The sequence below is a fragment of the Desulfosporosinus meridiei DSM 13257 genome (genome assembly GCF_000231385.2).
Lineage (GTDB): Bacteria > Bacillota > Desulfitobacteriia > Desulfitobacteriales > Desulfitobacteriaceae > Desulfosporosinus > Desulfosporosinus meridiei.
The window spans coordinates 2,344,605-2,369,585 of the sequence record NC_018515.1 but is presented as its reverse complement, the minus strand read 5'-3'; the positions used below and the strand labels follow the sequence as shown (position 1 = coordinate 2,369,585).

General features: G+C 38.8%; 28 protein-coding genes and 2 tRNA genes. 5 read left to right on the top strand and 25 right to left on the bottom strand.

The features are described 5' to 3' along the window. Nucleotides 1-1,512, bottom strand: coding sequence for a sugar ABC transporter ATP-binding protein (locus tag DESMER_RS10875; protein ID WP_014903102.1), 1,512 nt, complete (start codon nt 1,510-1,512; stop codon nt 1-3). A gap of 363 nt (nt 1,513-1,875) precedes the next feature. Then, nucleotides 1,876-2,997, bottom strand: a complete 1,122-nt coding sequence (locus DESMER_RS10870; protein WP_042334450.1) for an ROK family protein — start codon at nt 2,995-2,997, stop codon at nt 1,876-1,878. A 194-nt stretch (nt 2,998-3,191) separates the two neighbouring features. Between DESMER_RS10870 and DESMER_RS10865 the strand changes: the two genes are divergently transcribed. Then, nucleotides 3,192-3,461 (top strand): hypothetical protein, encoded by a 270-nt coding sequence (locus tag DESMER_RS10865; RefSeq protein ID WP_014903100.1) that lies wholly within the window; start codon nt 3,192-3,194, stop codon nt 3,459-3,461. A 357-nt stretch (nt 3,462-3,818) separates the two neighbouring features. Here the strand turns inward: DESMER_RS10865 and DESMER_RS23970 are convergent, their stop codons facing one another. From DESMER_RS23970 to DESMER_RS10840, 6 genes are all read right to left on the bottom strand, one after another. Beyond that, nucleotides 3,819-3,962 carry a hypothetical protein gene (locus tag DESMER_RS23970; RefSeq protein WP_014903099.1) on the bottom strand — a complete coding sequence of 48 codons (144 nt, stop codon included), beginning with the start codon at nt 3,960-3,962 and terminating at the stop codon, nt 3,819-3,821. Between the two features lie 227 nt (nt 3,963-4,189). After that, the gene (locus DESMER_RS10860) at nt 4,190-4,459 is read right to left on the bottom strand and encodes a spore coat protein (RefSeq protein WP_014903098.1); all 270 of its coding nucleotides are present in this window, start codon (nt 4,457-4,459) and stop codon (nt 4,190-4,192) included. A gap of 15 nt (nt 4,460-4,474) precedes the next feature. After that, the gene (locus DESMER_RS10855) at nt 4,475-4,684 is read right to left on the bottom strand and encodes a hypothetical protein (RefSeq protein WP_014903097.1); all 210 of its coding nucleotides are present in this window, start codon (nt 4,682-4,684) and stop codon (nt 4,475-4,477) included. A gap of 34 nt (nt 4,685-4,718) precedes the next feature. After that, nucleotides 4,719-5,015, bottom strand: coding sequence for a spore coat protein (locus DESMER_RS10850; protein ID WP_014903096.1), 297 nt, complete (start codon nt 5,013-5,015; stop codon nt 4,719-4,721). Nucleotides 5,016-5,028: 13 nt separating this feature from the next. Continuing rightward, nucleotides 5,029-5,244, bottom strand: a complete 216-nt coding sequence (locus tag DESMER_RS10845) for a hypothetical protein (protein ID WP_014903095.1) — start codon at nt 5,242-5,244, stop codon at nt 5,029-5,031. Nucleotides 5,245-5,496: 252 nt separating this feature from the next. Continuing rightward, complete coding sequence (locus tag DESMER_RS10840) at nt 5,497-5,865, bottom strand: hypothetical protein (RefSeq protein ID WP_014903094.1); 369 nt, start codon at nt 5,863-5,865, stop codon at nt 5,497-5,499. 310 nt (nt 5,866-6,175) lie between these two features. Here DESMER_RS10840 and DESMER_RS22590 point away from each other — a divergent pair, with 310 nt between their 5' ends. After that, complete coding sequence (locus tag DESMER_RS22590) at nt 6,176-6,586, top strand: YtxH domain-containing protein (RefSeq protein ID WP_014903093.1); 411 nt, start codon at nt 6,176-6,178, stop codon at nt 6,584-6,586. Nucleotides 6,587-6,910: 324 nt separating this feature from the next. Next, on the top strand, nt 6,911-7,351 hold the full coding sequence (locus tag DESMER_RS10830; protein WP_014903092.1) for a hypothetical protein: 441 nt from the start codon (nt 6,911-6,913) through the stop codon (nt 7,349-7,351). 46 nt (nt 7,352-7,397) lie between these two features. Here DESMER_RS10830 and DESMER_RS10825 read toward each other — a convergent pair whose 3' ends face one another. The 6 genes from DESMER_RS10825 to DESMER_RS10800 all read right to left on the bottom strand — a co-directional run bounded on the left by DESMER_RS10825 (nt 7,398) and on the right by DESMER_RS10800 (nt 12,232). After that, a complete protein-coding gene (locus tag DESMER_RS10825) occupies nt 7,398-8,285 on the bottom strand; it encodes a GNAT family N-acetyltransferase (RefSeq protein ID WP_014903091.1) in 888 nt (295 codons plus the stop codon). Nucleotides 8,286-8,359: 74 nt separating this feature from the next. Beyond that, nucleotides 8,360-9,265 carry a DUF2156 domain-containing protein gene (locus tag DESMER_RS10820; protein ID WP_014903090.1) on the bottom strand — a complete coding sequence of 302 codons (906 nt, stop codon included), beginning with the start codon at nt 9,263-9,265 and terminating at the stop codon, nt 8,360-8,362. Between the two features lie 124 nt (nt 9,266-9,389). Next, nucleotides 9,390-10,733 (bottom strand): D-serine ammonia-lyase, encoded by a 1,344-nt coding sequence (gene dsdA / locus DESMER_RS10815; protein WP_427854282.1) that lies wholly within the window; start codon nt 10,731-10,733, stop codon nt 9,390-9,392. Nucleotides 10,734-10,758: 25 nt separating this feature from the next. After that, nucleotides 10,759-11,076: a hypothetical protein gene (locus tag DESMER_RS10810; protein WP_014903088.1), complete on the bottom strand. Its 318-nt coding sequence runs from the start codon at nt 11,074-11,076 to the stop codon at nt 10,759-10,761. 74 nt (nt 11,077-11,150) lie between these two features. Then, nucleotides 11,151-11,564, bottom strand: coding sequence for a CBS domain-containing protein (locus DESMER_RS10805; RefSeq protein ID WP_042333673.1), 414 nt, complete (start codon nt 11,562-11,564; stop codon nt 11,151-11,153). 548 nt (nt 11,565-12,112) lie between these two features. Beyond that, nucleotides 12,113-12,232, bottom strand: coding sequence for a DUF4023 family protein (locus DESMER_RS10800; protein ID WP_014903086.1), 120 nt, complete (start codon nt 12,230-12,232; stop codon nt 12,113-12,115). A gap of 209 nt (nt 12,233-12,441) precedes the next feature. Here DESMER_RS10800 and DESMER_RS10795 point away from each other — a divergent pair. Beyond that, nucleotides 12,442-12,518, top strand: a tRNA-Lys gene (locus tag DESMER_RS10795). A 21-nt stretch (nt 12,519-12,539) separates the two neighbouring features. Next, nucleotides 12,540-12,627: transfer RNA gene (locus tag DESMER_RS10790), tRNA-Leu, on the top strand. A 294-nt stretch (nt 12,628-12,921) separates the two neighbouring features. On the opposite strand, the gene DESMER_RS10785 is transcribed toward DESMER_RS10790, so the two are convergent. From DESMER_RS10785 to DESMER_RS10730, 11 genes are all read right to left on the bottom strand, one after another. Beyond that, entirely contained in the window at nt 12,922-13,974 is a 1,053-nt protein-coding gene (locus tag DESMER_RS10785) for an ATP-grasp domain-containing protein (RefSeq protein ID WP_014903085.1), read from the bottom strand. A gap of 88 nt (nt 13,975-14,062) precedes the next feature. After that, on the bottom strand, nt 14,063-14,914 hold the full coding sequence (locus tag DESMER_RS10780; protein WP_014903084.1) for a class I SAM-dependent methyltransferase: 852 nt from the start codon (nt 14,912-14,914) through the stop codon (nt 14,063-14,065). Nucleotides 14,915-14,995: 81 nt separating this feature from the next. After that, nucleotides 14,996-15,316 (bottom strand): hypothetical protein, encoded by a 321-nt coding sequence (locus DESMER_RS10775; RefSeq protein ID WP_014903083.1) that lies wholly within the window; start codon nt 15,314-15,316, stop codon nt 14,996-14,998. Between the two features lie 194 nt (nt 15,317-15,510). Continuing rightward, the gene (locus DESMER_RS10770; RefSeq protein ID WP_014903082.1) at nt 15,511-15,762 is read right to left on the bottom strand and encodes a hypothetical protein; all 252 of its coding nucleotides are present in this window, start codon (nt 15,760-15,762) and stop codon (nt 15,511-15,513) included. Between the two features lie 337 nt (nt 15,763-16,099). Further along, on the bottom strand, nt 16,100-16,960 hold the full coding sequence (locus tag DESMER_RS10760; protein ID WP_014903080.1) for a DegV family protein: 861 nt from the start codon (nt 16,958-16,960) through the stop codon (nt 16,100-16,102). Between the two features lie 407 nt (nt 16,961-17,367). Beyond that, nucleotides 17,368-18,600, bottom strand: coding sequence for a (Fe-S)-binding protein (locus tag DESMER_RS10755; RefSeq protein ID WP_014903079.1), 1,233 nt, complete (start codon nt 18,598-18,600; stop codon nt 17,368-17,370). 23 nt (nt 18,601-18,623) lie between these two features. Beyond that, nucleotides 18,624-19,466 carry an FAD/NAD(P)-binding protein gene (locus DESMER_RS10750; protein WP_014903078.1) on the bottom strand — a complete coding sequence of 281 codons (843 nt, stop codon included), beginning with the start codon at nt 19,464-19,466 and terminating at the stop codon, nt 18,624-18,626. Next, nucleotides 19,466-20,479, bottom strand: a complete 1,014-nt coding sequence (locus DESMER_RS10745; protein ID WP_014903077.1) for a 4Fe-4S dicluster domain-containing protein — start codon at nt 20,477-20,479, stop codon at nt 19,466-19,468. Before DESMER_RS10745 ends, DESMER_RS10750 begins: the two co-directional genes overlap by 1 nt. Nucleotides 20,480-20,489: 10 nt before the next feature. Beyond that, nucleotides 20,490-21,440 (bottom strand): 4Fe-4S dicluster domain-containing protein, encoded by a 951-nt coding sequence (locus DESMER_RS10740; protein WP_014903076.1) that lies wholly within the window; start codon nt 21,438-21,440, stop codon nt 20,490-20,492. Then, complete coding sequence (locus DESMER_RS10735; RefSeq protein ID WP_014903075.1) at nt 21,433-21,906, bottom strand: hydrogenase iron-sulfur subunit; 474 nt, start codon at nt 21,904-21,906, stop codon at nt 21,433-21,435. Before DESMER_RS10735 ends, DESMER_RS10740 begins: the two co-directional genes overlap by 8 nt. A gap of 39 nt (nt 21,907-21,945) precedes the next feature. Next, nucleotides 21,946-24,978, bottom strand: a complete 3,033-nt coding sequence (locus tag DESMER_RS10730) for an FAD-dependent oxidoreductase (RefSeq protein ID WP_014903074.1) — start codon at nt 24,976-24,978, stop codon at nt 21,946-21,948. Nucleotides 24,979-24,981: the final 3 nt, after the last annotated feature.

Sequence of the window (24,981 nt, the reverse complement as noted above, 5' to 3'; positions counted from 1 at the left end):
TTAGTTCACCCCCCCTGCTGTTAGAGTCCCAGTAGCATATTTCATAATGAGTTCTTGAGAAAAATCTTCTCGATTTATCTCCCCGGTAATTGTCCCTTTCGCCATGACATAAATCCTATCACACATTCCAATGACCTCGGGGAGTTCAGAAGAAACGATAATTACAACTTTACCTTCTTTAGCCAAATCAGTCATAAGCTTGTATATTTCATATTTAGCCCCAACATCAATCCCGCGAGTTGGCTCATCCAAGATTAGAATATCCGGATTTCTCAACATCCATTTAGCGAGAACCACTTTTTGTTGATTACCTCCACTCAAAGTAGCAATCGGGGTATCAATGGTTGGTGTTTTAATTTTCATTTTGTTAAGGATTTCTGAGACTAATTTTCTCTCGATTTTTTTGTGGTTTCTGCAGGAATAAAAAACGGATTTCAGGTTAGAGAGAGTCGTATTTTCCTTAACGGAGCGCATAGGGATAATACCATATCGTCGCCTGTCTTCTGAAAGCATGACCATTCCATGCTGAATGCTCTGCTGAACATTGGTAATCTTAACTTCTTGACCTTTTATCTTCACTACACCTGCTGTTTTAGGTTCCAGACCAAATAATGAACGCATAACTTCAGTTCGTCCTGAACCCATTAGCCCGGCAAATCCCAAAATCTCACCCTTTTTTACGTGGAAATTTACGTTATGAAATAAATTGGGATAAGTGAAGTTTTCAACTTGAAGCATATCTTCCCCGATAGGAACTTGCTCCTTGGGAAATGTCGTAGTCAGTTTACGTCCTACCATTAAGGCGATTACTGTTTCAATATCCAGCTCTTCCTTAGGGTGGCTTTCTACAACTGTTCCATCTCTTAACACCGTTATATCATCGGCGATCTGGAAAACTTCATCTAACTTATGAGATATATAGATAATGCTTACTCCACGTGCCTTAAGTTCTCTTATCTTTACGAATAGCTTCTCTACTTCTTTAAGGGTAATTGCTGAAGTCGGCTCGTCCATAATGATGATATCAGACTTGTAAGAAATGGCTTTAATAATTTCCAACATCTGAATATCTGAGATAGTTAGATCCTTGAGTGGAGTCGTCGGTGAGTATGGAAGGTTTTCCGCCACTAAGAGGTCTTGAGTGCGTTGTCTTACCTCTTTCCAATTAACATTACCGAACTTTTTGACGGGGAGATTTCCGAGAAAGAGATTTTCTTCTACGGTCATCTCCGGCACATAACTCATCTCTTGGAATATCATGGAAATTCCAAGAGTTCTTGCCTGGATAGGATTACTGATTTTTACAGGTTTTTCGTCTATATAGATCTGACCGCTATCCGGTTGATAAATTCCATTAATGATTTTCATTAAGGTAGATTTACCGGCCCCGTTCTCTCCACACAGAACATGAACCGAACCTTTTTTTACGGCAAAATCAATTTTGTCTAGAGCTTTAACACCCGGAAAAGACTTTTCAATTTGTGACACCCGCAGCTTAATATTATCTTTCATTTTCTTCCCCCATGAGATTATTTGAATAATCCTTTCTCATGCTTGCTGATTTTCCGTAATTGGTATAGAATCTTTTCTCTTAAGATCCCTCATTTTTCTCGACTTAAATCATGTTAATGTAAAAATAACTTGTTTCCTGCGATTTATATAAGACTTTTGTAAATATGTTTTAATAAGTTCCAATAAAATTATAACTCATTTTTCGCCTAAGTCAACCTACATTTTACTTGTAAAGTTATACATTTCAGATTAATTTTGCAATTTCAATTCACTACAATATTTTCCATAAAAATTCAAGTATTTGTCTGAGTAACTAAGGTTTCCCTATCAAGGATCTAGGATCTCGATAATAATAAATCACTACTAAATATTATTGATAAAATTCTCCACGTGTTGTAAAGCTGCTCCGACAGCTGTGGCTTCTAACTTGTATTTGCAGACATGCAAATACTTTCCGTCAACCTCAAATGAATTTCTTTTTGAGACTAATTCTCTCAATTCCTCAATGTATTCGTCCATATAGGCTCCAGCATATCCGCCTATAATTACATTACAGTCATAAAGCATTCTTAAGTTATTAATAACTACAACTAAATGTGAAAGATATTCATCCCAAAGAGTTTTTTGAGGTTCATTGTTTAATTTTAAGAGTCTAAAAAACTCAGCAATACTTCCGTTAGTACTGTCTGATAGGATTTTAGCTGAACAATATACATCAACACAGCCCTTTTGACCACAGTAACAAGTGCGTCCATCTTGAACAATTGTCATATGTCCAAACTCGCCACTACGTTGATTTTGTCCCGAAAAAATATTCTTTCCTATTATAATAGATCCACCAACACTATTATTAAGAGAGAGATATACCACATTTTGAATATCGTCTTCATTCCATAGTTCTGCAACCCCTGCCGCATTAGCATCGTTACTCAAAATGCAGGGATAAGGTATAAACTCACAAAATTCCTTCACGCTTCCCCCTTGGAAATCGATAACAGTTGCATAATTAACAGTTTGTTTATCAGCTGATAATATTGCGGGTAATGCTATACCTACACCCAGAATTTTAGAACTTTCAATAGTGCTCTCATCAATAAATTCCTTTACTAAGTTACCAACGCCCTGAAAATACTCTTTGGAGTTGACAAATGGATACTGCTTGCGTACATTTTTAAGTAACTTCCCACTTAAATCAATTAATACAATTCCAACATGATTTCGGGTGATATCTAAGCCAATAGCATATTTCTGGCTATTAAAGGTTATCGCCTTTGCCTTTCTACCACCTGTTGATTCAAATAAACCAGTTTCAATAATTAAATCTCTTTCTTGCAATTCTTTGATATTTTGAGTAACCGTAGGTAAACTCATATTTAAGGACTGGGCTATTTCTTGAATTGAGATTGGATCCCGCTTATATAAAAACTTATAGATAGCATTGCGATTAATCTTTCTCACTTCCATGCTATTAACTCTATTAATCATCTTATCCCCGACTTTCATAAATGTCTTTTATTAATGTGTTTATATTATTACATTTAAACAGATTTATCAATTGAAATGACTAATGTTAATCCAATGAGTCTTTAGACCTATTCATGATAGGATGTTTAGGTCATTACGGAGAGACACATTTTAATATATTCTTAATACTAGATTGATAATGAGGAGAATTAGTGATGGGATCTTTAACCCTTGAATATTTGAGCTGTACCTTTGAACGCGCAAAAGAACTTGATTACCAATATGTTGGAGTCCAAATCGAAATAGATGGCTTTATCAAGCCTGAGATAATTATAAACCAAGTCGATAACTTTGAAAGTCTTCTTGCATACTACAAAAAGACTTTCAAAAAAAACCTGACCCATAAGTATATTAAAGGAAAGAGAATATCCGCTGTTACTTTTGGCAATTCCTTTAGTGATATAGAAAGGTATTTAATAGGCTAAATTTGATGCAGAGCAAGGAATTATAGAAGTTGGTGTTATATGAAGTATTTAATTTTGTACATTATCTGCTTATTATTAATTCTGGTTTTCAATTATGGGGCACATCTTAAAGAAAAAGGGAGACGCTTTGATTAAGGCGTCATTTTTGTTACTTGATGCTTTTCTAGCTATTGATTTAACCCCGAAATGATATTAACTTCTTAAAATATTTGAGTAATACCTGCTTTGACTTTTACTAATCTTAGAGAAAAAAAGCCAGCTAATCGAAAATGAACTGGCAAATATAAATCTCCATATCAAATTGCCATTTGCTACAAAAAAGATTATACCACATCAACCAGTTACTATTATCCAAAATTAATTAATTAACTTGGCAACAACAAAAACTAAAACAATAATCCCTGCACTTACAGTTCCTAAGATAGTAAAAATCTGTTCTCTGTTTTCTCTCTCTTTGAATTCTAGCCTCTTCTCTTTACTGAATTGTGTGTTTAATGACATACTCTTCCCCTCCTATTAAAGCTTAATCATTCACTTAGGCAAAGCATATTCCTTCCTTTTATTACCTTTATTACAATACAAATATTCCATATATTTTATTGTATTTTAAATTGTCTGCAAATATTTTATGTGCTTTAGATGCCTGACAAAAGAAGAAATTCAATCTAAAAATGCATTGGCGAGATTTAAATCCCTCTCGCCAATGCATTTTTAGATTGAATATAGTTTTATACATAGCCTAAACTAGTATTGATGTCCTGCTGCAACTGCTGTTCCGGTGACTGATAAGGCTGATACCAATTTTTCTGAGCAGCAAAGTCACTTAACTTAAAGTGATCATCTATGCAGGTGTTCAACTGATTAACAAGTTTTTCTCTGAAGACAGTCGAAGTACTCTCTCCAAGTGCTACAGATAGTGAATGAATTGCAAACTTGGAGTCTTTCAACATGTCATTAACAATATCTTGGTCACTTAAGGCATTTGTGAATGTTGGCATATATTTAACCTCCTATCATTGAAGAGTCTTATCGAAAACCAGATCCTGAAATCCCTTTAATTTTTCACGGCGGGCAGTTACGTTATTTTTGATATAAGAAGCAAGTTCTTGGTCTTTAACTATACTTATCATCGATTCAATTTTTTTTATTCCTAATGTCTCATTACATAGTATTTCATGCAACTCCAGCATTTCGTGAGTGGTAAGTTCATTTTGTTTTGCCAACCTAATCCCTCCTAGCACGTTATTTTCTTAAGAACTAAGTAGTTGAAGCTTCTTCATAATCTTGTTTAACTTGTTCGATGGGTGTTGAGCGTGGCAGATACCAATTATTTTGAACAGATAGGTCGACCAATCGAAAGTGGTTTTGGATTGAGCTATTAAGTTGCCTTTTAAGAATTTCTCTTAGTTGAGGATTGGTTGTTTCAGTTATCGCCATAGACATTGAATTAAGCATAAACTTCGAATCTTTCAGCATATCAATAGCAATTTCTTTTTCCGCCATCTTAGTAGTGTCAGAATCTTGAATTCCAAATAGATCCTCAAACCAGCCCATATAATAACACCTCCTATTGTAGTACGTTACTACTAATAAATTGTTTTAATTCTTCAACGTTCTGTTCTTTAGCATTAATAACATCATCGACATAACTTGAAAGTTCACTATAATCTTGGATTGTCGTTTTAGTAGTTTTGAGTTTTTTCTTTGCCATTACTTCAATACTAAGAAGTTCATGAAGCTCAATAGTTTCGCGTTGAGTAAGCATCTGATCTTGTTCTGACATTGTTCGCCCTCCTTTGTAGAAAAAAACACCTTCAAGCCTATTATTTGTGTGGTTTACTATATTTATACAACTTTTACAAACAGTTAGATAACCTTCTTTTCGACTTCTTCTAAATCTTCACTTAGATATTAAACTGACTCAAATGAAGATATCAATCTTGAGACAAAAGGAATAAGCTCTCTATCCTATAACTTAGAGTGCCTATTCCTTAGTTTATAATTTAGAGTTATATTCTCCTGTAAACCTTATATATCAGTGAAATTTCCACTTTTTATTTTTAACTATCAGTATCCCACTCAAAGTTATGACGAGGCATAGTAGTTTTACAAACCTCTTTGGTGGAGTAAAATAGAGGGCTTTGTTTAAACTTACAATTTCATCAACCTTTTGACCTAGTTTGAATGGTTCATTTTTTCTAATTGTTTGTTGGCTAGATTGGACATTAACAAATTCAGGGTGATAATCTGGTTTGGTTGAACAATGGTTCGGTAAAGAATGCATTGGTGAAGGTGAAGGATAAGCATTGACAATGCCCAGATAATTCTTACGCAAAATTACAACACTTGTAAATGGTTTATGTACCAAGTCGCTCTTTGACCTGATGAAATCATCGGTTGACATTGTCAATCCTCCTCTATCTGAGCTACAAAATTATGTCATCTAATTCTATCTTATGTAATCTTTAAACGGGATGTTCTTGAGGCGTTTTCTATTTGGAAGCATATAATAGGTTAGATCTGAAAAAATCAACTATGAAAGTATGACTTTGTATTCAAACACGACCCCCGTACTATATCTTCCCCCTTAAGTACCACATAAACCGTCACATATTTATTAGTTATTTGATGAGTATACTTTCCTGATAATTCTCAGATGCGGAACTATTAAAATGACTTTTAGTCAAATTGTTAAGTTCAAAGGAGTGGAAAAGATGGCGAAAAGCAAGGTCGAGCGGAAAAAGGTTATTAAGGCAGCCGTGTTTGGAAGTCTTGCCGGTGCAGTAACCGGCCTATTACTAGCTCCTAAAAGCGGTCAGGAATTGCGCCAAGATCTAGCGGACCAGGCACACAAATTAGGAGAAAAAGCCGTTGTGATTAAAGACAAAGCACAGAGCGCTTTGCAAAATGTCGAGGAGAAAACTCAAGTAACCTTTAATACCGGCAAAAATTGGCTCCAGAAAAAAAAACAGTTCGTTGAAAATTTTAAAACATTGATATCTGAGATTCAAAATGGTGCCCTGACAAAAACAAGTTTGAAAATTGAAGAAATCGAAGTTCCTACAGAAAATCTAATAGAAGACATAACAGATGACCCAACAGATGACCCAACAGTAGAAGTTTAGTAAATAGTAGCACACCTCACAGTCTTTTACTTTTTAACAAATGTACTATTAAACACAATCGTCAACTATGAACCGAAGCTTGCTTCGGTTTTTTGTACTAGTCAGAAAGTATAACTTTCGTTGTATACTGCAAGAAGGTTTGATACATGCGAAGCCAGTGTCTTCGGGCGCCAGCCAAGGTTTCTAATGTGCTGCGGCAAGGGCAGGGGGTTCTACCCTCAGTAAATTGCTAATATAGATTACGACCACATTTGTGGCGAAACCCTGAAGATCTGAATAATCTAGAATATATTACCTATTATGGTTTGATGTGGAGATGATATTATGTCTTATGATAGAATAAACCCATTCTGGAATCAACAATCCCTGCCCCAACAAAATCCAGGTTACCAACCTATACCAATGGGGCAATTCAACCCAAATAACCAGACATGGAGGCCAGATCAGAGCTTTCAGAGATTTCCCTCGGCAGGCAGAGGACAAATTGGCAGGAATCCTAATTGGAGAAACAATCCACAAAACCCAGGTGGTCAAGGCTACTCGGCACCCGGATACCCTCCTCAAGGATTTGGCACACTACAACAATCTCCTATACCTGGGATGCAAGGCCAGCAAGTTCAAGGATATTCACCCTCACCTCAGAGATTTAATCAAGGATATCCAGACCAACGCGGACAACTCCCTTTACAGCCAGCCTGGGAAGAACCTAAAAAAGGTGGAATTAAAGGATTTATCAGCAATCTTATGGCAAAGAGAAAAAGATAGTTTAGTACTATAACGAGAACGGGGCGAGATACTAATCTCGCCCCGTTCAATCAAAAGCCAACCCCAGATACCCTAAGTCTTTCGGGGAAATTCTTACATCCTCTTCGTTGTTTGATTTAATCAGTCCAAATAGACGTAGGGAACCTCCTAATTGTTCACCTAAGTAAGCGGGGGTGCGGAGTATATATTCCTTTGCGGTAATTTGTTGGACAATCTGCTTGATTGCTGGGTTTAGCAACTCTTCAGGAAGCAAGCATTCTTTGATCAAGACAACATCTGAAGATACTCTTTCAACAGCAAAGCATCCTTCAATTCCTTCTAAATTAATAGCATAAATGTCAGCGCCAGAGTACTGGGATATTTCTTTTTGGTAGAGAATGTCTTTATCAAGATAAGAAATATAAAGTCGGCCTTCTAGCTGTCTATTCCTTATTCTATTATAGTCTTCCGGAGTCGCCGATCGTATTTCACAATTTAATTGCTTTTCGATTGGCAAGCAATCTACATCAGTCCGATTAAGAAAAGTCTCCCTAACGTAAAACCCATCTTGATAGCCACGCCTATGATAGTATGCAAAGAGCTCTTTCTTTGCCGGTACTAAAATAGAAAGTCCATATTTGTTCGCCCTCAGATATTGGTTACTAAAATCCATTAATTGAGTAGCAAAACCATTGTTTTGCCAGCTTGGGTGGGTTCCAATAGCATATAACATAGCTGTATCAATACTGCAATGATCCTTGAACACAGTTTTGACAGGCAACATAGTAAGCATTGCCAAAATCTCATTGTTTTTGAGCAAAATACACGTATTTTCATTCTTATAACGGTTGGCAAAGTATAAATCAATATAATCCTTAGGATCACCGAAGCAAAGTCTCCATAACTCTTTAAGTTGATCAATCTCACCAGTCTGGGCTAGCCTTTTTTCAAGCATTTTTTGTATTTATCTCCATCATTATTGGGTAAAACGTGCTTCAATAAACCTAGGTCATCATCTGAACAATGATCTTAAGCCTCAAAATAAGTGGCAAAGTATTTTTCTTCTAGGAATTCAGGATGGTAAGATGACTTGGCTTTTCTTAATCCTTCAATACCCATATCTTCCTCGCGGTTTACATAAACGAGCTCAGGATAGTTCTGCTGGATAAATGCAGCAAATTCACGGTTTACGATTTGATAGGCACCAGCAATCTCACCAAAGGCTTTTTCTATATGAATAACATAAGTATCAGAATTTAGTCTCTCCCCCATCGTGTAAGCAATTACTCTACCTTGTACACGAATTAGTCCTCCATCTAAACCCAGATCGGTATAATTTTCAAAACAACGTCGGACAGCACAACATTCTTTAGCAATCTCATCTTGCTCATGAGCACTATTTAGTTTGCACCACTCTAAGTTCATCTCCCAGCACTCCGCAATATTTTCCGACGATAATCGTTCAAAACTCCAGTCAGGGTTTTCCTTAATAAATCGGTTGATGTGATTTCGCTTAGAATGAAGTTTATTACCGGTTAACTTTACTAACTTGTCCAATAAATATACATAATCGTAGCTTTCGCGCATCGGCTTATATTCAAAGTGTTCCGGAAACACCCTATTCATAATTGCCATGTTTTCTGGAGATACGCCTGCTAAAACAAATTCATGGCTGCAAGTAGCTGCATCTTGCTTCATTGCTTCAAATACTGACAGAATATCATCTGACCCGGCCGGAAAAAAATAATAGGGGGAATCATTGATAACCCCTTTGACCACCAGGTGATGATTGACCTCGGCTATACGATAGTTGTAGATTTTTGACCAGGCGAATATGTTTGTGTAGTTTTGATGACAACCACGCATATCTGAAGTGACAAGAAGAGGTTCCATCCACTTCTTATCAGCTAATTCTATTTCTTTAAACTCAATCATTTTATCACTCCAACACTTAACCTATTTTTGACTGTTACTTAATATTTTGCTGCTTATTTTAATTCGTATTCAAAAATGCATAAGTTCTTATTGCCTAAGAACGTAGAAGTTTGAGTAGCTTAATTTATTTCAAGCTATCGACTCGATAATAATCATTCATTTCCGATGCCGGTACCATTTTACCACCAGTTGCCCAGATAATATGCGAGGAGTTCTGAATTATATCATGCAGTCCATTAGACTCAATGTATTTTTGACCAGCATCTGAGCCCAACAAATTAAAGATACCTGGGGCACCTGCTAGAGCAGAAGGTTCCAGAAATATCCCTTCTGTATCGGCCATATTACTTAACAATCTATACAGAACTTGATCATTGACAGTGTAAATACCACTTAATAGATTTTCGATGGTTTTACCCACAAATCTTGATGCTCTCCCGACAGCCAGCCCATCAGCAGCAGTAAGGTTATCAATCCCAAAATCTTGTACACATAGGTTATCGTGTTCTCCTGTCATACAGCCTAATAACATGCAAGGAGAATGAGTAGGCTCAGCAAAAAAGCAATGTACATTATCTTTGTAAATCAGTTTAAGCCCAAAAGATACCCCACCGGGTCCACCGCCAACACCACAAGGCAGGTAAACGAATAATGGGTGGGCATCATCGACAACAATATTTAGATGATTGAGTTGTTCTTTTACTCTTAATGCAGCCACAGCGTACCCTAAAAACAGGGCAGTTGAATTCTCATCATCAACAAAATAACTATTAGGAGTCGTTTCAGCCTGTCTTCTGCCCACCTCAACTGCTTTACTATAGTCCGACAGATGTTCAATTACATTAACACCTTTACTCTTTAGAAGATCTTTCTTCCATTGTTTTGCGTCAGCAGACATATGGACAGTAACCTTAAAGCCTAATTTTGCGCTGATAATACCGATACTAAGGCCTAAATTACCCGTTGAACCAACCACAATAGAGTATTTGGAAAAGAACTCCCGAAATTTATCGCTGTCAAAAATCACATAATCGTCTTCTCTTGATAATATCCCAAATTCCAGTGCTAATTTTTCAGCATAGTTGAGCACCTCATAAATGCCTCCTCTAGCCTTAATTGACCCTGAGATAGGCAGATGACTGTCACACTTAAGCAATAAGTTTTTGCAAACAACTGGTTTGTTGAATAGACTCTCCATTTTCTCTTTCATTCGAGGAATAGAAATCAAAGGAGACTCAATAATCCCAGCATTTTCTTTTGTTTCAGGAAATACCTTGGCAATATAAGGAGCGAATTTTCGCAAACGTTCTTCCGCATCCCTCACATCAGCCTCGGTCAAAGGAATCTTAGCAACTGCGCTTTCATAATTACGATAGTTTGGATTTAACCAGAATACCTCATTAGTCTTGAGCATTTCTATCAGAAGCGGATATTCCCGCTGCCATTCCTCTAAAGATTTACCTAAAATCATAGTTTACCTCCATTGGCCACTGCTATAAGACGTAATCTTCGATCATTTTCCTTACGCATTCTTCACAATTTTTAATCTCAATCGAGTTTGGCAGTTTACTCTTTACTGTACAGTCTGGATGATACTGCTCGCAGGCAGCTCCGCCCACTATGCCTCTGGATGATTTCATTAAAGTGACTCCTCTATAGAGGATCTCGCATCCAGCTATACTGCTCGTTTCTTGTGTCCAATCATCAAAATCTGAAAGTGCTTCTTCTATTGAATTATATTGATTATATTCTGGATTTCTGGCCCGTTTAGGGCTAACAACCACCCATACTTTATTTGGATTATCTTTCATTTGATTACACCCTTTCATTACTAGATCATTAAATACAGCTAATTCTGTAAATTAATCTTCGGCATCTGTTATCGCTAATTATTTCGTTGAACTAACAGTTTAGAGCAGTATTCTATCATTTCTCGACGACGTACAATGCCAATGAAAACTTCTTGATCGTCAACTACAGGCACAAAGTTCTGAACAACGGCTCTGGAAATTAAATCCTCCATTTGGGCATTAATCGTAACAGGTATATTTTGAACATGTTGCTTTACTTCGCTCAAACGAATATCCTCAGTGTTTTGGAAAGTCAGACCGGGGGTATTTTTCAACTTCCAAAGTAGATCCCCTTCAGTTATTGTACCAACGTATTTTCCTTCGTCATTAATAAGTGGAACAGCAGAATAACTATGATATTCCATTCTCTCCAAGGCCTGGCGCATGGTGGCACCTTCTTTCAGAAAGACGATATTCTTTTTAGGTATCAGAAAAAAGGCTACATTCATTCCTAAGCTCTCTCCATTTCCATGCAATACTCCTAGGTTATTAAGGACTAACATAAAGATTATATACTATAGCTTGTAAATTCGGGAAGGAAAACAATGGTTGAAGTATTTAATATGCTAACATCTTCAATCTATGGGTTAGCGCTGGCAAAACTCACTAAAACAGCCACAAATTAAGATTGTTCGTGAATAATAATAGCACTGAGCATGCAAAAATAGCGTCAGTGCTACCATACATTGGTCTTACCAAGCTTTGTCAACATAGGATACCTACATCTTTATACACCATTTCCTATCTTTTTTCAAAGCATGATAGGGTTTGTTAATGTGATTTGAATTAAAAAGATTTCAATGAACTAATTATACTACGTAATTATAATACTACAAAATAATAGGGAGCCTTTATTAATTTTGAGACTCTCACTTTTTCAAGCGGTCATCTGCCCTCCCTTAACAATAGCTTTTAGCTGGCACTATAACTTTTCACATAAAAATAGGGACTAGATGTACTCACACGAAACATCTGTCCCTGAATTATTTGTTATTGGTTATTTGTTGGTACTATGTTGTTTATTGGGGAGTTTTCGATCCGGATTTCCTTCACCTTGATTCTGATTATTCTTTAGAGTTTTCTCTTGAGCTTCCTGCAATTTCTTTAAATCATCCATTTATTTTTCCTCCCTATATTTAAACCTTGTGTTACTTTACTTGTGGGGTTTTAATCTCGCTGTATGAATACTTAGAATTTCACCCCTTGTAAGAGTAATAATCCTCTTTAAAATTATATCGAAAGAATGTGTGCTAGTTATTTCCTAAGAATGTCATTGACTTTTAGACAATTATTCTGTAATATATAAATCGTCTCTCCAATACCATTGGGCCATTAGCTCAGTCGGCTAGAGCACCTGACTTTTAATCAGGGTGTCCCGCGTTCGAGTCGCGGATGGCCCACCAAAAATGTTCTCTAATTTAAATGCCGATGTGGCGTAACTGGCAGACGCACGGGACTTAAAATCCCGCGGACTTAACATCCGTACCGGTTCGATTCCGGTCATCGGCACCAACATATTTTTATACATAAGTATTTCATTTTAAACTATTGACCAGCTCAATGGTTTTTTTATTTTAGCTCAATTCCTGAGTTTCTCCGATGACTACCAGTCGTAAGACTCCTATCTTCTACAAGTAAGAAAGCATCCAGTAACGAAACCTGGGTGAGGGTTTCGAGAACAACTTTAGCGGTGAGGATGAGATAAGGGCTGCTACGTCCCTAGATAAGTGATTCTAAGCTCAGATGGAGTAAGTATTCCTCTTAGGAAAACTCCATCTGAAGCTAAGAATCACTTGATCTTTTGCTTTATAAATTAACAACTTCATAATTTTCAGTTGTTCGTATTTGAATGCCCCAGCGAATATTTTCTGGAGTAGTAACCTTCTTTCCCATGAGCAACTTGATACCTAGATCTAATAAGTTTACCCCAGTAAAACAGGATTTGTGAATTCCAGCTGACATGCGGGTATTAATTTCTATTAGATAGGCTTTACCTCTATGATATTTGATTTGAATATTAAATAAATAACTCAGCGAAAATTCTTTAGCAAGTTTTTGAGCCAGCTCAATGAGATCTTCTCGATATTCAATGTTCTGCCGATATAGGTCTAGCTTTCTGCGGGGAATTGCTATGATTAGTTCTCCCCTGTTTGCTAAACAATCAATAGAGTATTCGTCACCTTCTAAGTATTCCATTACCATAAATGGTTTTAGATTATTCGAATTCTTTAATATCCTAACGATTCTATCTTTAACGATTGTCGAACTTGTCGTTTTATAAAGTTCATCCTCTTCTGACATAGTGTCTATGATAAGTTTGAAGCCATCTCCCCCTATTCCAGAGATTGGCTTCAAACATGTCTTTCCGTTTTTAGATATTTGATCTTCGGCCATCTGAAAATCTGGGTAATTTCTAACAGAAAAAGATTTCGGAATTCCTAAAATATCTTTGTTCTTTAAAGCCTCATAAGTTTTCAATTTATTGTCAAGAAGTTGATAAGTTTCACTATTCCCCACAAACATTACTTTAACCCCGAGATTTTCAAAGAGATCCTTAAACTTAATCAATGTTGATACATTATATCTGGGTATAAAAATATTAATATTGTGTTTCTGACAAAAGTCCAAACAATAGTCTGCATAGTCCTTTCCATCGATAGCTGGCTCAACTTCAAAATAATCAGCGATTTCTTCCAAATAGATATTCGGTGACACGTGTGAAATATAAAGTTCATACTTTTGGGAATTATTATCTGCTAAAAACCTTTGGATAATTTTGTGAGTTGAGGAAAAACAACGATTGAAATAGATTCTTGTTGCCGTCTCCTCAGATTTTGTCTTTAAAGCTTGATTATTCATTGTAAAATGTTTACCTCCTATAAGCCCCTATAGGATTGGCAAAATATTCATATTCCATACATTTTCTTAATTAATTTATCCCTTAATACTACTTACTACTGTTAGTTTTTTTTCTAAATATTACTTGTCGTACCCAATCTTTAAAGCCCAATTTTACTGGTGTAGGTTTTCGACCATAAATTAGACCAAATCCAAAGTAACTCCGGTTACGCTTCATAAAGCCTGCATTCTTTTGCAATCTAGGCAAAAGAGTGGGCTGTCTTTTGATTTTATTGGTGAGATCCTTAATTAAAACCCAATCTTTTTTGAGCTCATTCATAACTATATTGCCATTATCCTTTAAGGCTTGGGGGTTCTTAATTTCTACATCCTGAAATCCTGCTTCTGCTAAACAGTTATGCCACTCTTCAAAAGACAACGGATTAGTTCCTGCACCGAAACAATCTTCCATTTGATGCCGAAGATTAACCGGCAATTCCTTTAGTAAGGCCATTTCCAAGTCAGCTATTCTTCCCTCAGGCTTTAGTACTCTAAAGAATTCTCGATAAACCTTTACTTTATCTAAAAATACTGTAATTGATTCACCTATCACAATATCGAATTTATTGTCTGGGAAGGGCAGGTCATAAACATTGGCAATATTGAACTCGACCAAATGAGATACTCCCTCTTTTTCGGCCCTAGTGCGCGCTTTTTCAATCATTTGAGAATTTATATCTATTCCCATAACTTTGCAGCCAATTGTTTTAGCTAAATAACATGCGGTAAGACCACTGCCACACCCAGCATCAAGCACATACTCATCAGGCAAGATTTGCAGGACAGCAAGATTTTGTTTGGTGGCAGGAAAGCCTCCTGGATGAGAACTGCCTATACCTAGCCAAGCAATTAATTCGAAATAGTTCATATCAGCCACGCGTTTGTTTTGACTTAACTCCATAGTGGCCCTCCTTCCAAGAATATATGGTATTATATTCCTGGAGCAAGCTTACTTGAAACTTGTTCTTTCCTTTATTAAGGATCAGAAAACTAATTTGAGAACAGAAATACATGTCCACAAAAAAACCATATAGGCTAAAAAACATATCCTAGATTCTTGATCCCTATTGGTTACTAAATCTCTGCAAAAGACTAATCCCAAGCCTGAAATTGTTAAATCCATTAGTACAGATATCGTGTAATTTACTAAGGTGTCACCACTTAAATAAGCGAGCATAAGGTCTAGAGCTGTTAGTATTGACATAGTGATTAAAAAAGTATTTGCTAGTACTGACCATTTTTGCGTCCCCCGCGATCCACTTCTTTTTCCAAACTCACCTATACCGACTCTTGAAACTGCCATAATAGATACCTTCTTTCCTTATATAATGCTGCTGTGTCTTTATGATTTAGTTTATAGGTTTAACTTTAACACGAGGAAAAGACAAAAAAATGTTTAGGGAGATCATCGAACCCGTAACAAAAAAGCCGGATAGATCAACTTTCGTTGACCTATCCGGTTACTGTTATTAAGCTTATCTAAGGTTTTCGCTTACGCTATTTAGGAATTTTTTTTAGATTAATTGTTTCATGAACCTCTTCTGATCTTATATCGATAACTTCTCCAAAGGTATACATCTGGGATCTTGTGCTATGTTTTAATTTCTTTTTCGGGAAATAATGTCGATATAATCCATATAGGCTCAGGGTGACTGCACCGACAATAAGGACTCCAAAGGAAAAAACAATCGTTGTGCTAACAATTAACAGAATCGCAAGGGACCAAATTATTCTACTGAATTTTGACATGTCAAGACCTCCTTACTCCTCACTCTAATTGTATCACAAGTCCTAAGAGTTTAGAAATCATCTATTTCTATGAGTTCTCCGTCTTCAAAATTAATGTAAAAACTAGCTTGACGTGTACAGCCCTGCACACCACAGGTTCCACTTCAAACGAGTTCCAGTTTACTGCGGTCGATTTTATAGTTAGATACACAAATTCTACACACTTGGCTCCATGCTTTAGTACCATCGGAATGCTTTGGATTAGCATTTTTAAACTTAATGCCTTTATACTCGTACACAAGTATTACCTCTTTCTAAAAGATTACTCGGTTCACTTTATATTTACCTATTCATTATATCACGATCTCATGGGCATTTTTGTATAATAAGCAATTCCGATTGCACCAGGCCCGACGTGCAGACCGATGACTGGACCGATATCTAGCACTTCAGGATCTACGTTGATCTTTTCCTTAATCACCCTGGCAAGGTCCCTTGCTTCTGTCTGGCAATTGATATGGTGAACGATAATTTCTCCTAAGCCATATTCTTTTATATCCTGCATCATCTTATCAACCATAGCTAAAACAGCATTACTTTTAGTTCTAACTTTCATAAGAATATTTGTCTTGCCATTTTCTACTGTCAAGATAGGAATTATTTTAAAAAGGTTACCAATTAAAGCACTAGCGCCTCCAATTCTGCCACCTTTTTTTAAATACTCAAGGTTATCCGGAATAAATATGAACCTGCTTTTTCTAATATTATCTAAGGCAGCTTCTTTAACTTGTTCAAGCGATTCTCCCGCTTGCGCGGCTCTTGCCGCTAACAGCACTGCAAAGCCAAGTTGCATGCAGTTTGATCTGGAGTCAATAATCTCTATCTGGGCATCCTTATGCTTTTCTAATACCATAGCTTTGACAATTTGACCTGTTGAGAAAGTGCCACTCATCTCAGCAGACAGAAAGATGCAGCATATACTATCCCCCGTCTCTACGACACTTTTCATTTCGTGGTAGAGTTCGCCAATTGAAGGCTGGGAAGATATGGGAATCCCTTTCGCAGACATCATTGGATAAAAAGTCTGGTTATCTATATCAACTTCTCTAATGCTGTCAGTTCCAAAGGTAAGATTTAAAGACACTGATCTTATGTTGAATTCGTTTCTGGTTGCTTCAGGTAAGTAGCTTGTACTATCTGTTAATATCTGTACTGCCATTGTTTAGCTCTCTTTCATCATTATTCAGATCCGATTATAGGCAGGTAGTTTCCGTAACTATGCTGCGGTCAATAGGCTCGATTCTAATTTATATTATACCCTTTCTTGAAGAGCAATGTGTAATATTTAATATTATAGAGTTATCTGCAGCCTTCAGAGAGCAGTTGAATGAAATCCTGTAACGATATTATATCACTTATCCATAACCATTGGTTGGAAGTCCTCGATTTCCTACCAATGGTTATGGATGTATTTCCAGTAATCACCTATACTCTCCATCGCGGCAATAAGTATATGATTATACCTAAAAAAGCCCCGACGATGCGGTTATAATTCCGCCGTCGGGGCTTTCCGATACATAGAGGATTTTAGTCTAAGCTAAGCTATTAGTGGCATTTAGACCTATGTTACTCTGCTGCCGGAGCCTCAGGAGCATCATCAGGTACTAAAGCATTCTCGATAAGAGTACTGAGATGGTGCATTTTCATACCTAGCTTATAGAATTTATTCATGTCATTAAACTGGTCAATACAGTTGTGGCAAGGGATACATCCGATTTTAGCACCGGTTGCCACTAATTGGTCGACTTTCGGTTTAGCCTTAGCCATACGCTGTTGCTTAGTCGCTGCAACCGCCAATGCTCCGCCTCCAGCTCCACAACAAATATTATACTTGCCATCTGGATTCATTTCACGATAATCTTCGACGACATGTTTAATAACATAGCGCTGTGGTTCATAGACCCCTTCTTTTCGAACCGTATTACAAGGATCGTGAAGGGTAACTGGCAGAGGATTCTTGCTCTTATCCAGTTTCAGTCTGCCTTCCTTGATCCAGTCTGCGTAAAGTTCAACTATATGACGTACAGGGAATTGCTTTCCCTTCCAGAAGCTGCGCTGGAACATTTTACTCGAGCGGAATGCGTGACCACATTCTGTAACGATTAATTCCTTAGCATTTAAACGTTCAACTTCTTCAAAAAGCGGACGGGAAATCTCTTGGAACTCATCGTTTTTACCTGTAAACAGGCAGATGTTAGTAGCATCCCAACGCCTGCTGCTCAGGGTGTAATTTGCTTTTGCTGCGTAGAAGACATGGAGGATGGTTTGCAGTTCGTGAGGGTAATGCTTGACCTCTCTGGCATTGAAACCGAACATGAAATCTGCATCTGGCTTGTCGATAGGAATTTTGTAGTTTGGATCATTTAATTCTTTTTGGAGTTCCTCTTCGAGCCATTCTAGAGTTTCATCATAATCAAGTTGCTCGACTGCCATTTGGTTACCCGTACGTATATGGTCATCGGCAATGTGTTGTAAGTGACCCGGAGGCATAGCAGTTTTTCCACGGAAAGCTCTTGTGAGAGCTGCAATATTGACACCCATTGGGCATTCAACAGTACATCGCTCACACATATTGCAGCTCCAGACAAAAGGATCATTTTCCACTTCTTCACGTAATCCTAGAGCAACTTTACGAATAAATTTACGCGGATCATTATCCTCAACTAAATCACTGTACTTACATCCAGCCGTACACATACCGCAAGTAAGGCAGTTAGAGAAATCATATCCTTTTAATAGTCCAGCCACTTCTTCTCTAAGGGTAGGATCTAAATCATTAACTCTTATGGGTTCAGCCATTCTTACTATCACCTCCGACTTGATTAATATTCATTAGGCAGTTCTTTCAATTGAGCCATGGAGAAAACCGGGCCGTCTTTACAGACATATTCTGTACCAATATTACAACGTCCGCAGATTCCCAACCCGCACTTCATCCGCATTTCTAAAGAAGTGTAGATTCGCTCGGGAGGGAAGTTCAATTTTTCTAAAACAGGCAAGGTGAATTTGATCATGGCCGGTGGTCCGCAGACAACAGCATAGGTATCTACGGAAGATGGAGCAATTTGTTCAGTAATGCTTGGAATAAAGCCTACGTGTTTAGTCCATCCTTCAGCCGGTCTGTCAATGGTTGTAACTAAGTTAATGTTGGGATTGTTTTCCCACTCTGCTAATTCTTCTTTGTAGAGCAATAAGCCGGGGTTTCTGGCACCGTAAATAACAGTTATATCGCCATAATCTCCGCGATGCTTATCATCAAGCATGTATTTTGCCAAGGAACGCAGGGTGGTAAATGCAAAGCCTCCACCAATGATAACTACATTTTTGCCCTTAAACTGTTCAATGGGATAGTAGTTACCCATGGGGCCTCTAACCCCGACCATGGTTCCTTCTTCCATGAGATGAAGAGCATTGGAGACACAGCCTACCTTAGCTACGGAGAATTTTAAAATTCCTGGCTCAGTGGGTGAGGTTGCGATTCCAAAAGGAGCTTCGCCATGGCCATAGGCACTAAGTTCTGCAAACTGGCCAGGCATGTATTTGAAGTTTTCTTCGTCTTGTTTGTTCATAAATTCCAGGGTAAAGGTATTAATGAGTCTATCTTCAGTTTCCACTAAATTCTTAACTAGTTTCATGGTTATTGGGAGATAAGGATTCTGTTGCATCATTCCACCACCAATTCTGCTTTGTTAGCCCCATCAACGACTTGTCGGATATCCATATTGACTGGGCAACTTTTTATGCAGCGACCACAGCCTACGCAGGACATAGACCCATTGTTGTGGACAAAATAGTTGAACTTATGCATCAATCTTTGACGCCAACGGGCCTTTTTGTTATCCCGCGGGTTATGACCCGATCCATGAAGTGTAAAGAGCGGCGCCATGCAAGCATCCCAAGTTCGTACTCTTGTGCCTTCATTCTTGCGTACTTCCTCAGAAATATCAAAGCAATGGCAGGTTGGACAAGAGAAGGAACATACATTACACCCCAGGCACTTTTCTTGGAGGGTATCCCAGTAAGGACTGTTAAACATTTTATCAAGCTTACTGGTGGTATTGGAAACATCAATCTTACTTGGGGTTTCCGCACTCTTAATTTTCTCAACCAAGGCTTGTTCATCAGCTGTCAGTTCAGTAAGAGCTAAACGATCAGCCAAAGCTTTTCCTTTCTCAGTGACAACCTCTACCTCATAGGAATCTCCGAGATCGATCAAAAACAGATCCGAACCTTCACTTCCAGCAGGTGAAATTTCAAAAGAAGAGCAGAAACAAGTAGGAGCAATTTTAGTGCAGCCCAGACCAATAATTACAGCTTTCTCACGACGCTCATAATAATAAGGGTCTGTATACTGATCATTTTTGAAAACTTTATCTAAGAGCAGCATTCCTTTAGCATCACAAGGTCTTATGCCAAAAAGGATGGTGTTCTCAACCTTCAGTTCGCTCTTAACGGTGACATCCTTACCCTCTTTCTTATAGGACATGAGTTTTTCATGTTGAGGAAAGAAAAAGGCTTTGGGAGGAAGTTTAGAATTTAGATAATCTTGCTTGACGTCTGAGAAGCTTTTGACTTCTGTGAAAGCAATTCCGCTGCCATCACTAACAGGAGCAATTACTTTATAATCAGCGACCAAAGCATCAAAGGCCTGGCCAAATTTTTCTTTACTTATCTTCATTATCTTCACCTCACTCCTTTACCAAGAACTGCTCTGGATCATTAGTTGTGTATTCGTTAAGAGCAGGTTTGCCATCTTCACTGATACCGGCTTCATGATTGTACATGGTGTATACATCTTTGGTCATTTTGCGGTTCAAGGCACGGATGTCGACGCCTTGGGGACAAGCACGTGTACATGCGCCACAATCAACACAGCGGCCTGCTAAGTGCAAGACACGTCCGGCTTGGAAGAAGAGATTTTCGGCACGATTCACGCCGCCGGTCAGCCATCTTGGGGAGTTGCAATCCACAAAGCATTCTTGGCAATAGCACAAAGGACAAGCATTGCGGCAAGCATAACAGCGGATGCACTTGCTCATTTGTTCTTTGAAATAATCTTGGCGCTCGCCGGTAGATTTTTCTTCCAGAGCTATAACATCTGCAAAGTCTGGAGCTTGCTGAGGAGCTTCTACGGTTTCTCCGATATGAACATCTTCCAAGACCGGGTTAGGATAACGACAGGTTTGGCAGGTAGCATCTTTTACTTCAGCGAAGAGATACTCTTTATCCCCTGCCATTCCTTTTACAGAAATTTTACCGTCATTGATGCCGGCTTCCAGGATTTCTCCCACCTCAGCAACGATTTTCCGTTGGTCGATAACACCGGTACAGGAAACTCCGATAATATACAAGTCATCTCTGACTAATTGGTTTTCTTGTAAGAGAACTGCTAAGGCACGGCTGTCACAGCCTTTAGCAACAATAGCTTTTTTCCCGGGAGTCTTAGCAACATAAGTGGCTAAGTTATTCTCGCAGGTTTCATCCCAAATCAATGAGTCGACCTCTGCAGGAGAATGGGCGAAGAATGGTGTGGCCTTAAGAGGTAGGGAACCCTTTTCGTATCCAATAACGACGTCAACTTTGCCTTCTGCCAGCAACTGACGGGCTTTATCTCGGATATCGTTAATGATATTATTCATCCGCTGCTGCACCCCCGTCATCAACTACTTTAAATATTCCGTTATTAGGGCCGAGGGCACTAACACGCTCGGTAACTCCTTTTACGACTTCTGCAAAGCGGATACCTTCCGCTGCTGATACCCAGGAAAAATTAACTCGATCTTCCTCTAAGCCAACGTGGTTGAGCAAGGATTTTATAAGCGCAAATTTTCGGCGTGCTACATAGTTGCCGCTGATATAATGGCAATCACCCGGGTGACATCCGGAAACTAAGACTCCGTCAGCTCCATTAGCCATTGCTTTTAAAACATATAAAGGATTGATTCTGCCGGAACATGGGACTCTAATCGTCCTAATGGTCGCCGGATATTGTACCCGGCCAACACCAGCTAAATCTGCTCCTGCATAACTACACCAGTTACACAAGAAAGCTGCAATTTTAGGTTCGTACTTTTTATTTTCAGCTTCTACCTGAATTTCTCCCATAATCATCTACCTTTCCCTAGTTATTCGATGTCCAAAAATTTATAGGGAGTTTAACATCTCGACAATTTGCTCGTTGGTACATCCTCTGAGGCTTAAGGCTCCGCAACGGCAACTAGAAGCACAAGCTCCGCAGCCTTTACAGAGAGCATCATTGACAACTGCAACGCGATTAACTTGATCAACGGTGATAGCTTTAGCTGAGCAAACAGCTTCGCAGGTTCCGCAAGCGGTACACTTACGTTTGTTAACAAAGGCATTTAGACCCGCTGATTCTACTTGATCTTTAGACAGGGCTACTCCCGCACGTCCTGCAGCAGCCTTAGCTTGAGCTATGACTTCTTCCATGTTTTTAGGACTGTGGGCGATACCAGCCATAAATACTCCATCAGTGCTGAAGTCAACAGGACGCAATTTCATATGTGCTTCTAAGAAGAAGCCTTCGGCATTTAAGGGGATTTTGAACCATTTAGAGAGTTTTTTACCATCGGCAGGAGCCTTGATAGCTGCTGCTAGGCAAAGGACATCTGTTTCTATTTCAATAGGTCTGTCTAAGACATGATCATTAACTGTAACAAGGAGGGTATCCCCTTCTTTGCTAACGACGGGTTTGGCGTTTTCACTGTAGCGAACAAAGATGATTCCAATTCTTCTTGCTTCCTCATAGTCCTCTTCAAAGTAACTATAAGTTCTCATATCTCTGTACAGAACAAAGACATTGGCAGCAGGATTTTTCTTTTTCATCTTCAGCGCTAATTTAACGGATTTAGTACAGCAAGTACGGCTGCAGTATGGGTTTTCTACAGTACGTGAGCCTACACATTGAATGAAGACAAAGTTCTTGGCCCCTTCTACTTTGGGATCATGGTTGTAAATAGCTTCATCCATTTCGATTTGGGTCATGACGCGCTCGTCTTGACCGTAGAAATATTCATTAGGCTTATACTCTTGACCGCCAATAGTAAGGAGTGCAACACCATGAGCGATTTGTTCTCCGTTTTCTAAGGTTGTGGTAAAGTTGCCTAAGAAACCGCCCACATCTTTAATTCCTACACCTACATGAAGCTTGATGTTGGCATGATTGCTGACCTTTTCGATAAGCTCTGCAACAAAGGCTTTCATGTCTTCTCCTCGGAAGCCGGTGGAGAATCTTCTGGCGACGCCGCCTAAAGCACTGTCCTTTTCAACCAGATGAACTTCATACCCTTGATCAGCAAGGGATAAGGCACTGGTCATACCGGCAACACCGCCGCCGATTACCAAGGCTGCATGGTTCATGTCCATGAAGATTGGTTGAGTTTGTTGCTGCATGGAGGCCCGAACGATCGCTAACTTTGTGAGATCTTTAGCTTTCTCCGTCGCTTGTTCCGGTTGATTCATATGAACCCAGGAACATTGGTCACGAATGTTAGCCATATCGAACAGGTGAGCATTTAACCCTGCTTCTTTCAAGGTTTCTTGGAACAAAGGCTCGTGAGTTCTTGGGCTACAGGAGGAAACAACAATTCTGTTTAATTTTTGTTCACTGATTAACGCTTTAATCGATGCTTGAGCATCTTGTGAACAGGCATAGATCTTATCCGTAGCATAAGCTACAGTGGGCAGGGTTTTAGCATATTCAACGACGCTGGGTACATTAACCACACTGCCGATATTGACACCACAGTGACAAATAAAGACTCCTGTGCGAATAACATCGCCGGCAACATCCATTTCCGGTGGATATTCTTTTTCACTGACTAAAGTTCCCCGTTCTTCCGCTAATAAAGCAGAGGCCGAACCGGCAGCCGCACTGGCTTGCATAACGGTTTCAGGGATATCTCTTGGACCACTGAAAGCTCCTGCAGCAAAAACCCCTGCTTTAGAGGTGTTAACCCCACTCAAAGGCTCAAGCTCAGCGAAGCCATACTTATTGACTTTAAGGTCTAGAAGTTTAGCTAATTCCTTAGAGCTATCTCCTGGCTCTAAACCGACAGAGAGTACCACTAAATCAAATTGATCGGTTAAAATTTGACCGTCTTCTGTGGAGTATCTGATAACTGCATCACCAGAATCATCCTTAGCTTCGGTGACCTCATATACTCTGGAACGGATGAAATTAACACCTTGTTGATTCTTGGCATTGTTATAATATTTTTCAAAATCTTTTCCGGGGGTTCTCATATCCATATAGAAAATGGTTGTGTCTACAGGAATATGACTGTGCTCTTTGGCAATTACAGCTTCCTTAATTGCATACATACAGCACACACCGGAACAGTAATTATTTCCGATTTTTGCATTTCTGGATCCTACGCATTGAATCCAGGCAATTTTTTGAGGTTCCTTTTTGTCAAAAGGTCTCACTAAATGCCCGTCGAAGGGTCCGGATGCGCTGAGCAGTCGCTCAAATTCTAAACTTGTGATGACACTTTTGATTTTTCCATAGCCGTAATAATCCAAGGAAGCGGCATCAAATATTTTGAAGCCAGGATTAAGAATCATTGATCCTACTTCGACTTCAAATTCCTTGTCTTCCATATGATGGTCGATGGCACCGGCTTGACATGCTTTAACACATTTCAGGCAGATGTCTTTCCCCTTGGCTTTTCCTCGGGTTTGATACAAGCAATTCTGTTCGTCAATGCCATAAGCATTAGGGAAAGCTTGGGAATACTGTTTGAAGGCAGCTTTACGCTTTCCTAAGCCTTGGTTGAACTCATCATCGACTTTGACTGGACATGCTTCAGCGCACGCTCCGCAACCTGTGCATTTTTCCAGGTCGATGTAACGTGCTTTTTGTTTAATGGTGACTTTGAAATTCCCGGCTTCTCCTTCAGTTCTGACAACTTGTGAGTTGGTGTAGGTTCTGACATTCAGATGGCGTCCGCATTCAACTAGCTTTGGAGACAAAATACACATGGAGCAATCATTGGTTGGGAAGGTCTTATCCAACATCGGCATAGTACCGCCAATAGCTGACGATTCTTCTACCAGATGAACTAAGTATCCCGACTCTGCCAAATCCAGTGCTGCTTGAATCCCTGCAATCCCTGCGCCAACAATCAAAACAGAACCTATTTTATTTTGACTCATTAC

What these genes read in the sequence shown, in the direction of transcription:
- DESMER_RS10875 (WP_014903102.1), bottom strand. Translation starts at nt 1,512, where the DNA reads ATGAAAGATAATATTAAGCTGCGGGTGTCACAAATTGAAAAGTCTTTT.
- DESMER_RS10870 (WP_042334450.1), bottom strand. Translation starts at nt 2,997, where the DNA reads ATGATTAATAGAGTTAATAGCATGGAAGTGAGAAAGATTAATCGCAAT.
- DESMER_RS10865 (WP_014903100.1), top strand. Translation starts at nt 3,192, where the DNA reads ATGGGATCTTTAACCCTTGAATATTTGAGCTGTACCTTTGAACGCGCA.
- DESMER_RS23970 (WP_014903099.1), bottom strand. Translation starts at nt 3,962, where the DNA reads ATGTCATTAAACACACAATTCAGTAAAGAGAAGAGGCTAGAATTCAAA.
- DESMER_RS10860 (WP_014903098.1), bottom strand. Translation starts at nt 4,459, where the DNA reads ATGCCAACATTCACAAATGCCTTAAGTGACCAAGATATTGTTAATGAC.
- DESMER_RS10850 (WP_014903096.1), bottom strand. Translation starts at nt 5,015, where the DNA reads ATGGGCTGGTTTGAGGATCTATTTGGAATTCAAGATTCTGACACTACT.
- DESMER_RS10845 (WP_014903095.1), bottom strand. Translation starts at nt 5,244, where the DNA reads ATGTCAGAACAAGATCAGATGCTTACTCAACGCGAAACTATTGAGCTT.
- DESMER_RS10840 (WP_014903094.1), bottom strand. Translation starts at nt 5,865, where the DNA reads ATGTCAACCGATGATTTCATCAGGTCAAAGAGCGACTTGGTACATAAA.
- DESMER_RS22590 (WP_014903093.1), top strand. Translation starts at nt 6,176, where the DNA reads ATGGCGAAAAGCAAGGTCGAGCGGAAAAAGGTTATTAAGGCAGCCGTG.
- DESMER_RS10830 (WP_014903092.1), top strand. Translation starts at nt 6,911, where the DNA reads ATGTCTTATGATAGAATAAACCCATTCTGGAATCAACAATCCCTGCCC.
- DESMER_RS10825 (WP_014903091.1), bottom strand. Translation starts at nt 8,285, where the DNA reads ATGCTTGAAAAAAGGCTAGCCCAGACTGGTGAGATTGATCAACTTAAA.
- DESMER_RS10820 (WP_014903090.1), bottom strand. Translation starts at nt 9,265, where the DNA reads ATGATTGAGTTTAAAGAAATAGAATTAGCTGATAAGAAGTGGATGGAA.
- DESMER_RS10810 (WP_014903088.1), bottom strand. Translation starts at nt 11,076, where the DNA reads ATGAAAGATAATCCAAATAAAGTATGGGTGGTTGTTAGCCCTAAACGG.
- DESMER_RS10805 (WP_042333673.1), bottom strand. Translation starts at nt 11,564, where the DNA reads ATGAATGTAGCCTTTTTTCTGATACCTAAAAAGAATATCGTCTTTCTG.
- DESMER_RS10800 (WP_014903086.1), bottom strand. Translation starts at nt 12,232, where the DNA reads ATGGATGATTTAAAGAAATTGCAGGAAGCTCAAGAGAAAACTCTAAAG.
- DESMER_RS10785 (WP_014903085.1), bottom strand. Translation starts at nt 13,974, where the DNA reads ATGAATAATCAAGCTTTAAAGACAAAATCTGAGGAGACGGCAACAAGA.
- DESMER_RS10780 (WP_014903084.1), bottom strand. Translation starts at nt 14,914, where the DNA reads ATGGAGTTAAGTCAAAACAAACGCGTGGCTGATATGAACTATTTCGAA.
- DESMER_RS10775 (WP_014903083.1), bottom strand. Translation starts at nt 15,316, where the DNA reads ATGGCAGTTTCAAGAGTCGGTATAGGTGAGTTTGGAAAAAGAAGTGGA.
- DESMER_RS10770 (WP_014903082.1), bottom strand. Translation starts at nt 15,762, where the DNA reads ATGTCAAAATTCAGTAGAATAATTTGGTCCCTTGCGATTCTGTTAATT.
- DESMER_RS10760 (WP_014903080.1), bottom strand. Translation starts at nt 16,960, where the DNA reads ATGGCAGTACAGATATTAACAGATAGTACAAGCTACTTACCTGAAGCA.
- DESMER_RS10755 (WP_014903079.1), bottom strand. Translation starts at nt 18,600, where the DNA reads ATGGCTGAACCCATAAGAGTTAATGATTTAGATCCTACCCTTAGAGAA.
- DESMER_RS10750 (WP_014903078.1), bottom strand. Translation starts at nt 19,466, where the DNA reads ATGCAACAGAATCCTTATCTCCCAATAACCATGAAACTAGTTAAGAAT.
- DESMER_RS10745 (WP_014903077.1), bottom strand. Translation starts at nt 20,479, where the DNA reads ATGAAGATAAGTAAAGAAAAATTTGGCCAGGCCTTTGATGCTTTGGTC.
- DESMER_RS10740 (WP_014903076.1), bottom strand. Translation starts at nt 21,440, where the DNA reads ATGAATAATATCATTAACGATATCCGAGATAAAGCCCGTCAGTTGCTG.
- DESMER_RS10735 (WP_014903075.1), bottom strand. Translation starts at nt 21,906, where the DNA reads ATGGGAGAAATTCAGGTAGAAGCTGAAAATAAAAAGTACGAACCTAAA.
- DESMER_RS10730 (WP_014903074.1), bottom strand. Translation starts at nt 24,978, where the DNA reads ATGAGTCAAAATAAAATAGGTTCTGTTTTGATTGTTGGCGCAGGGATT.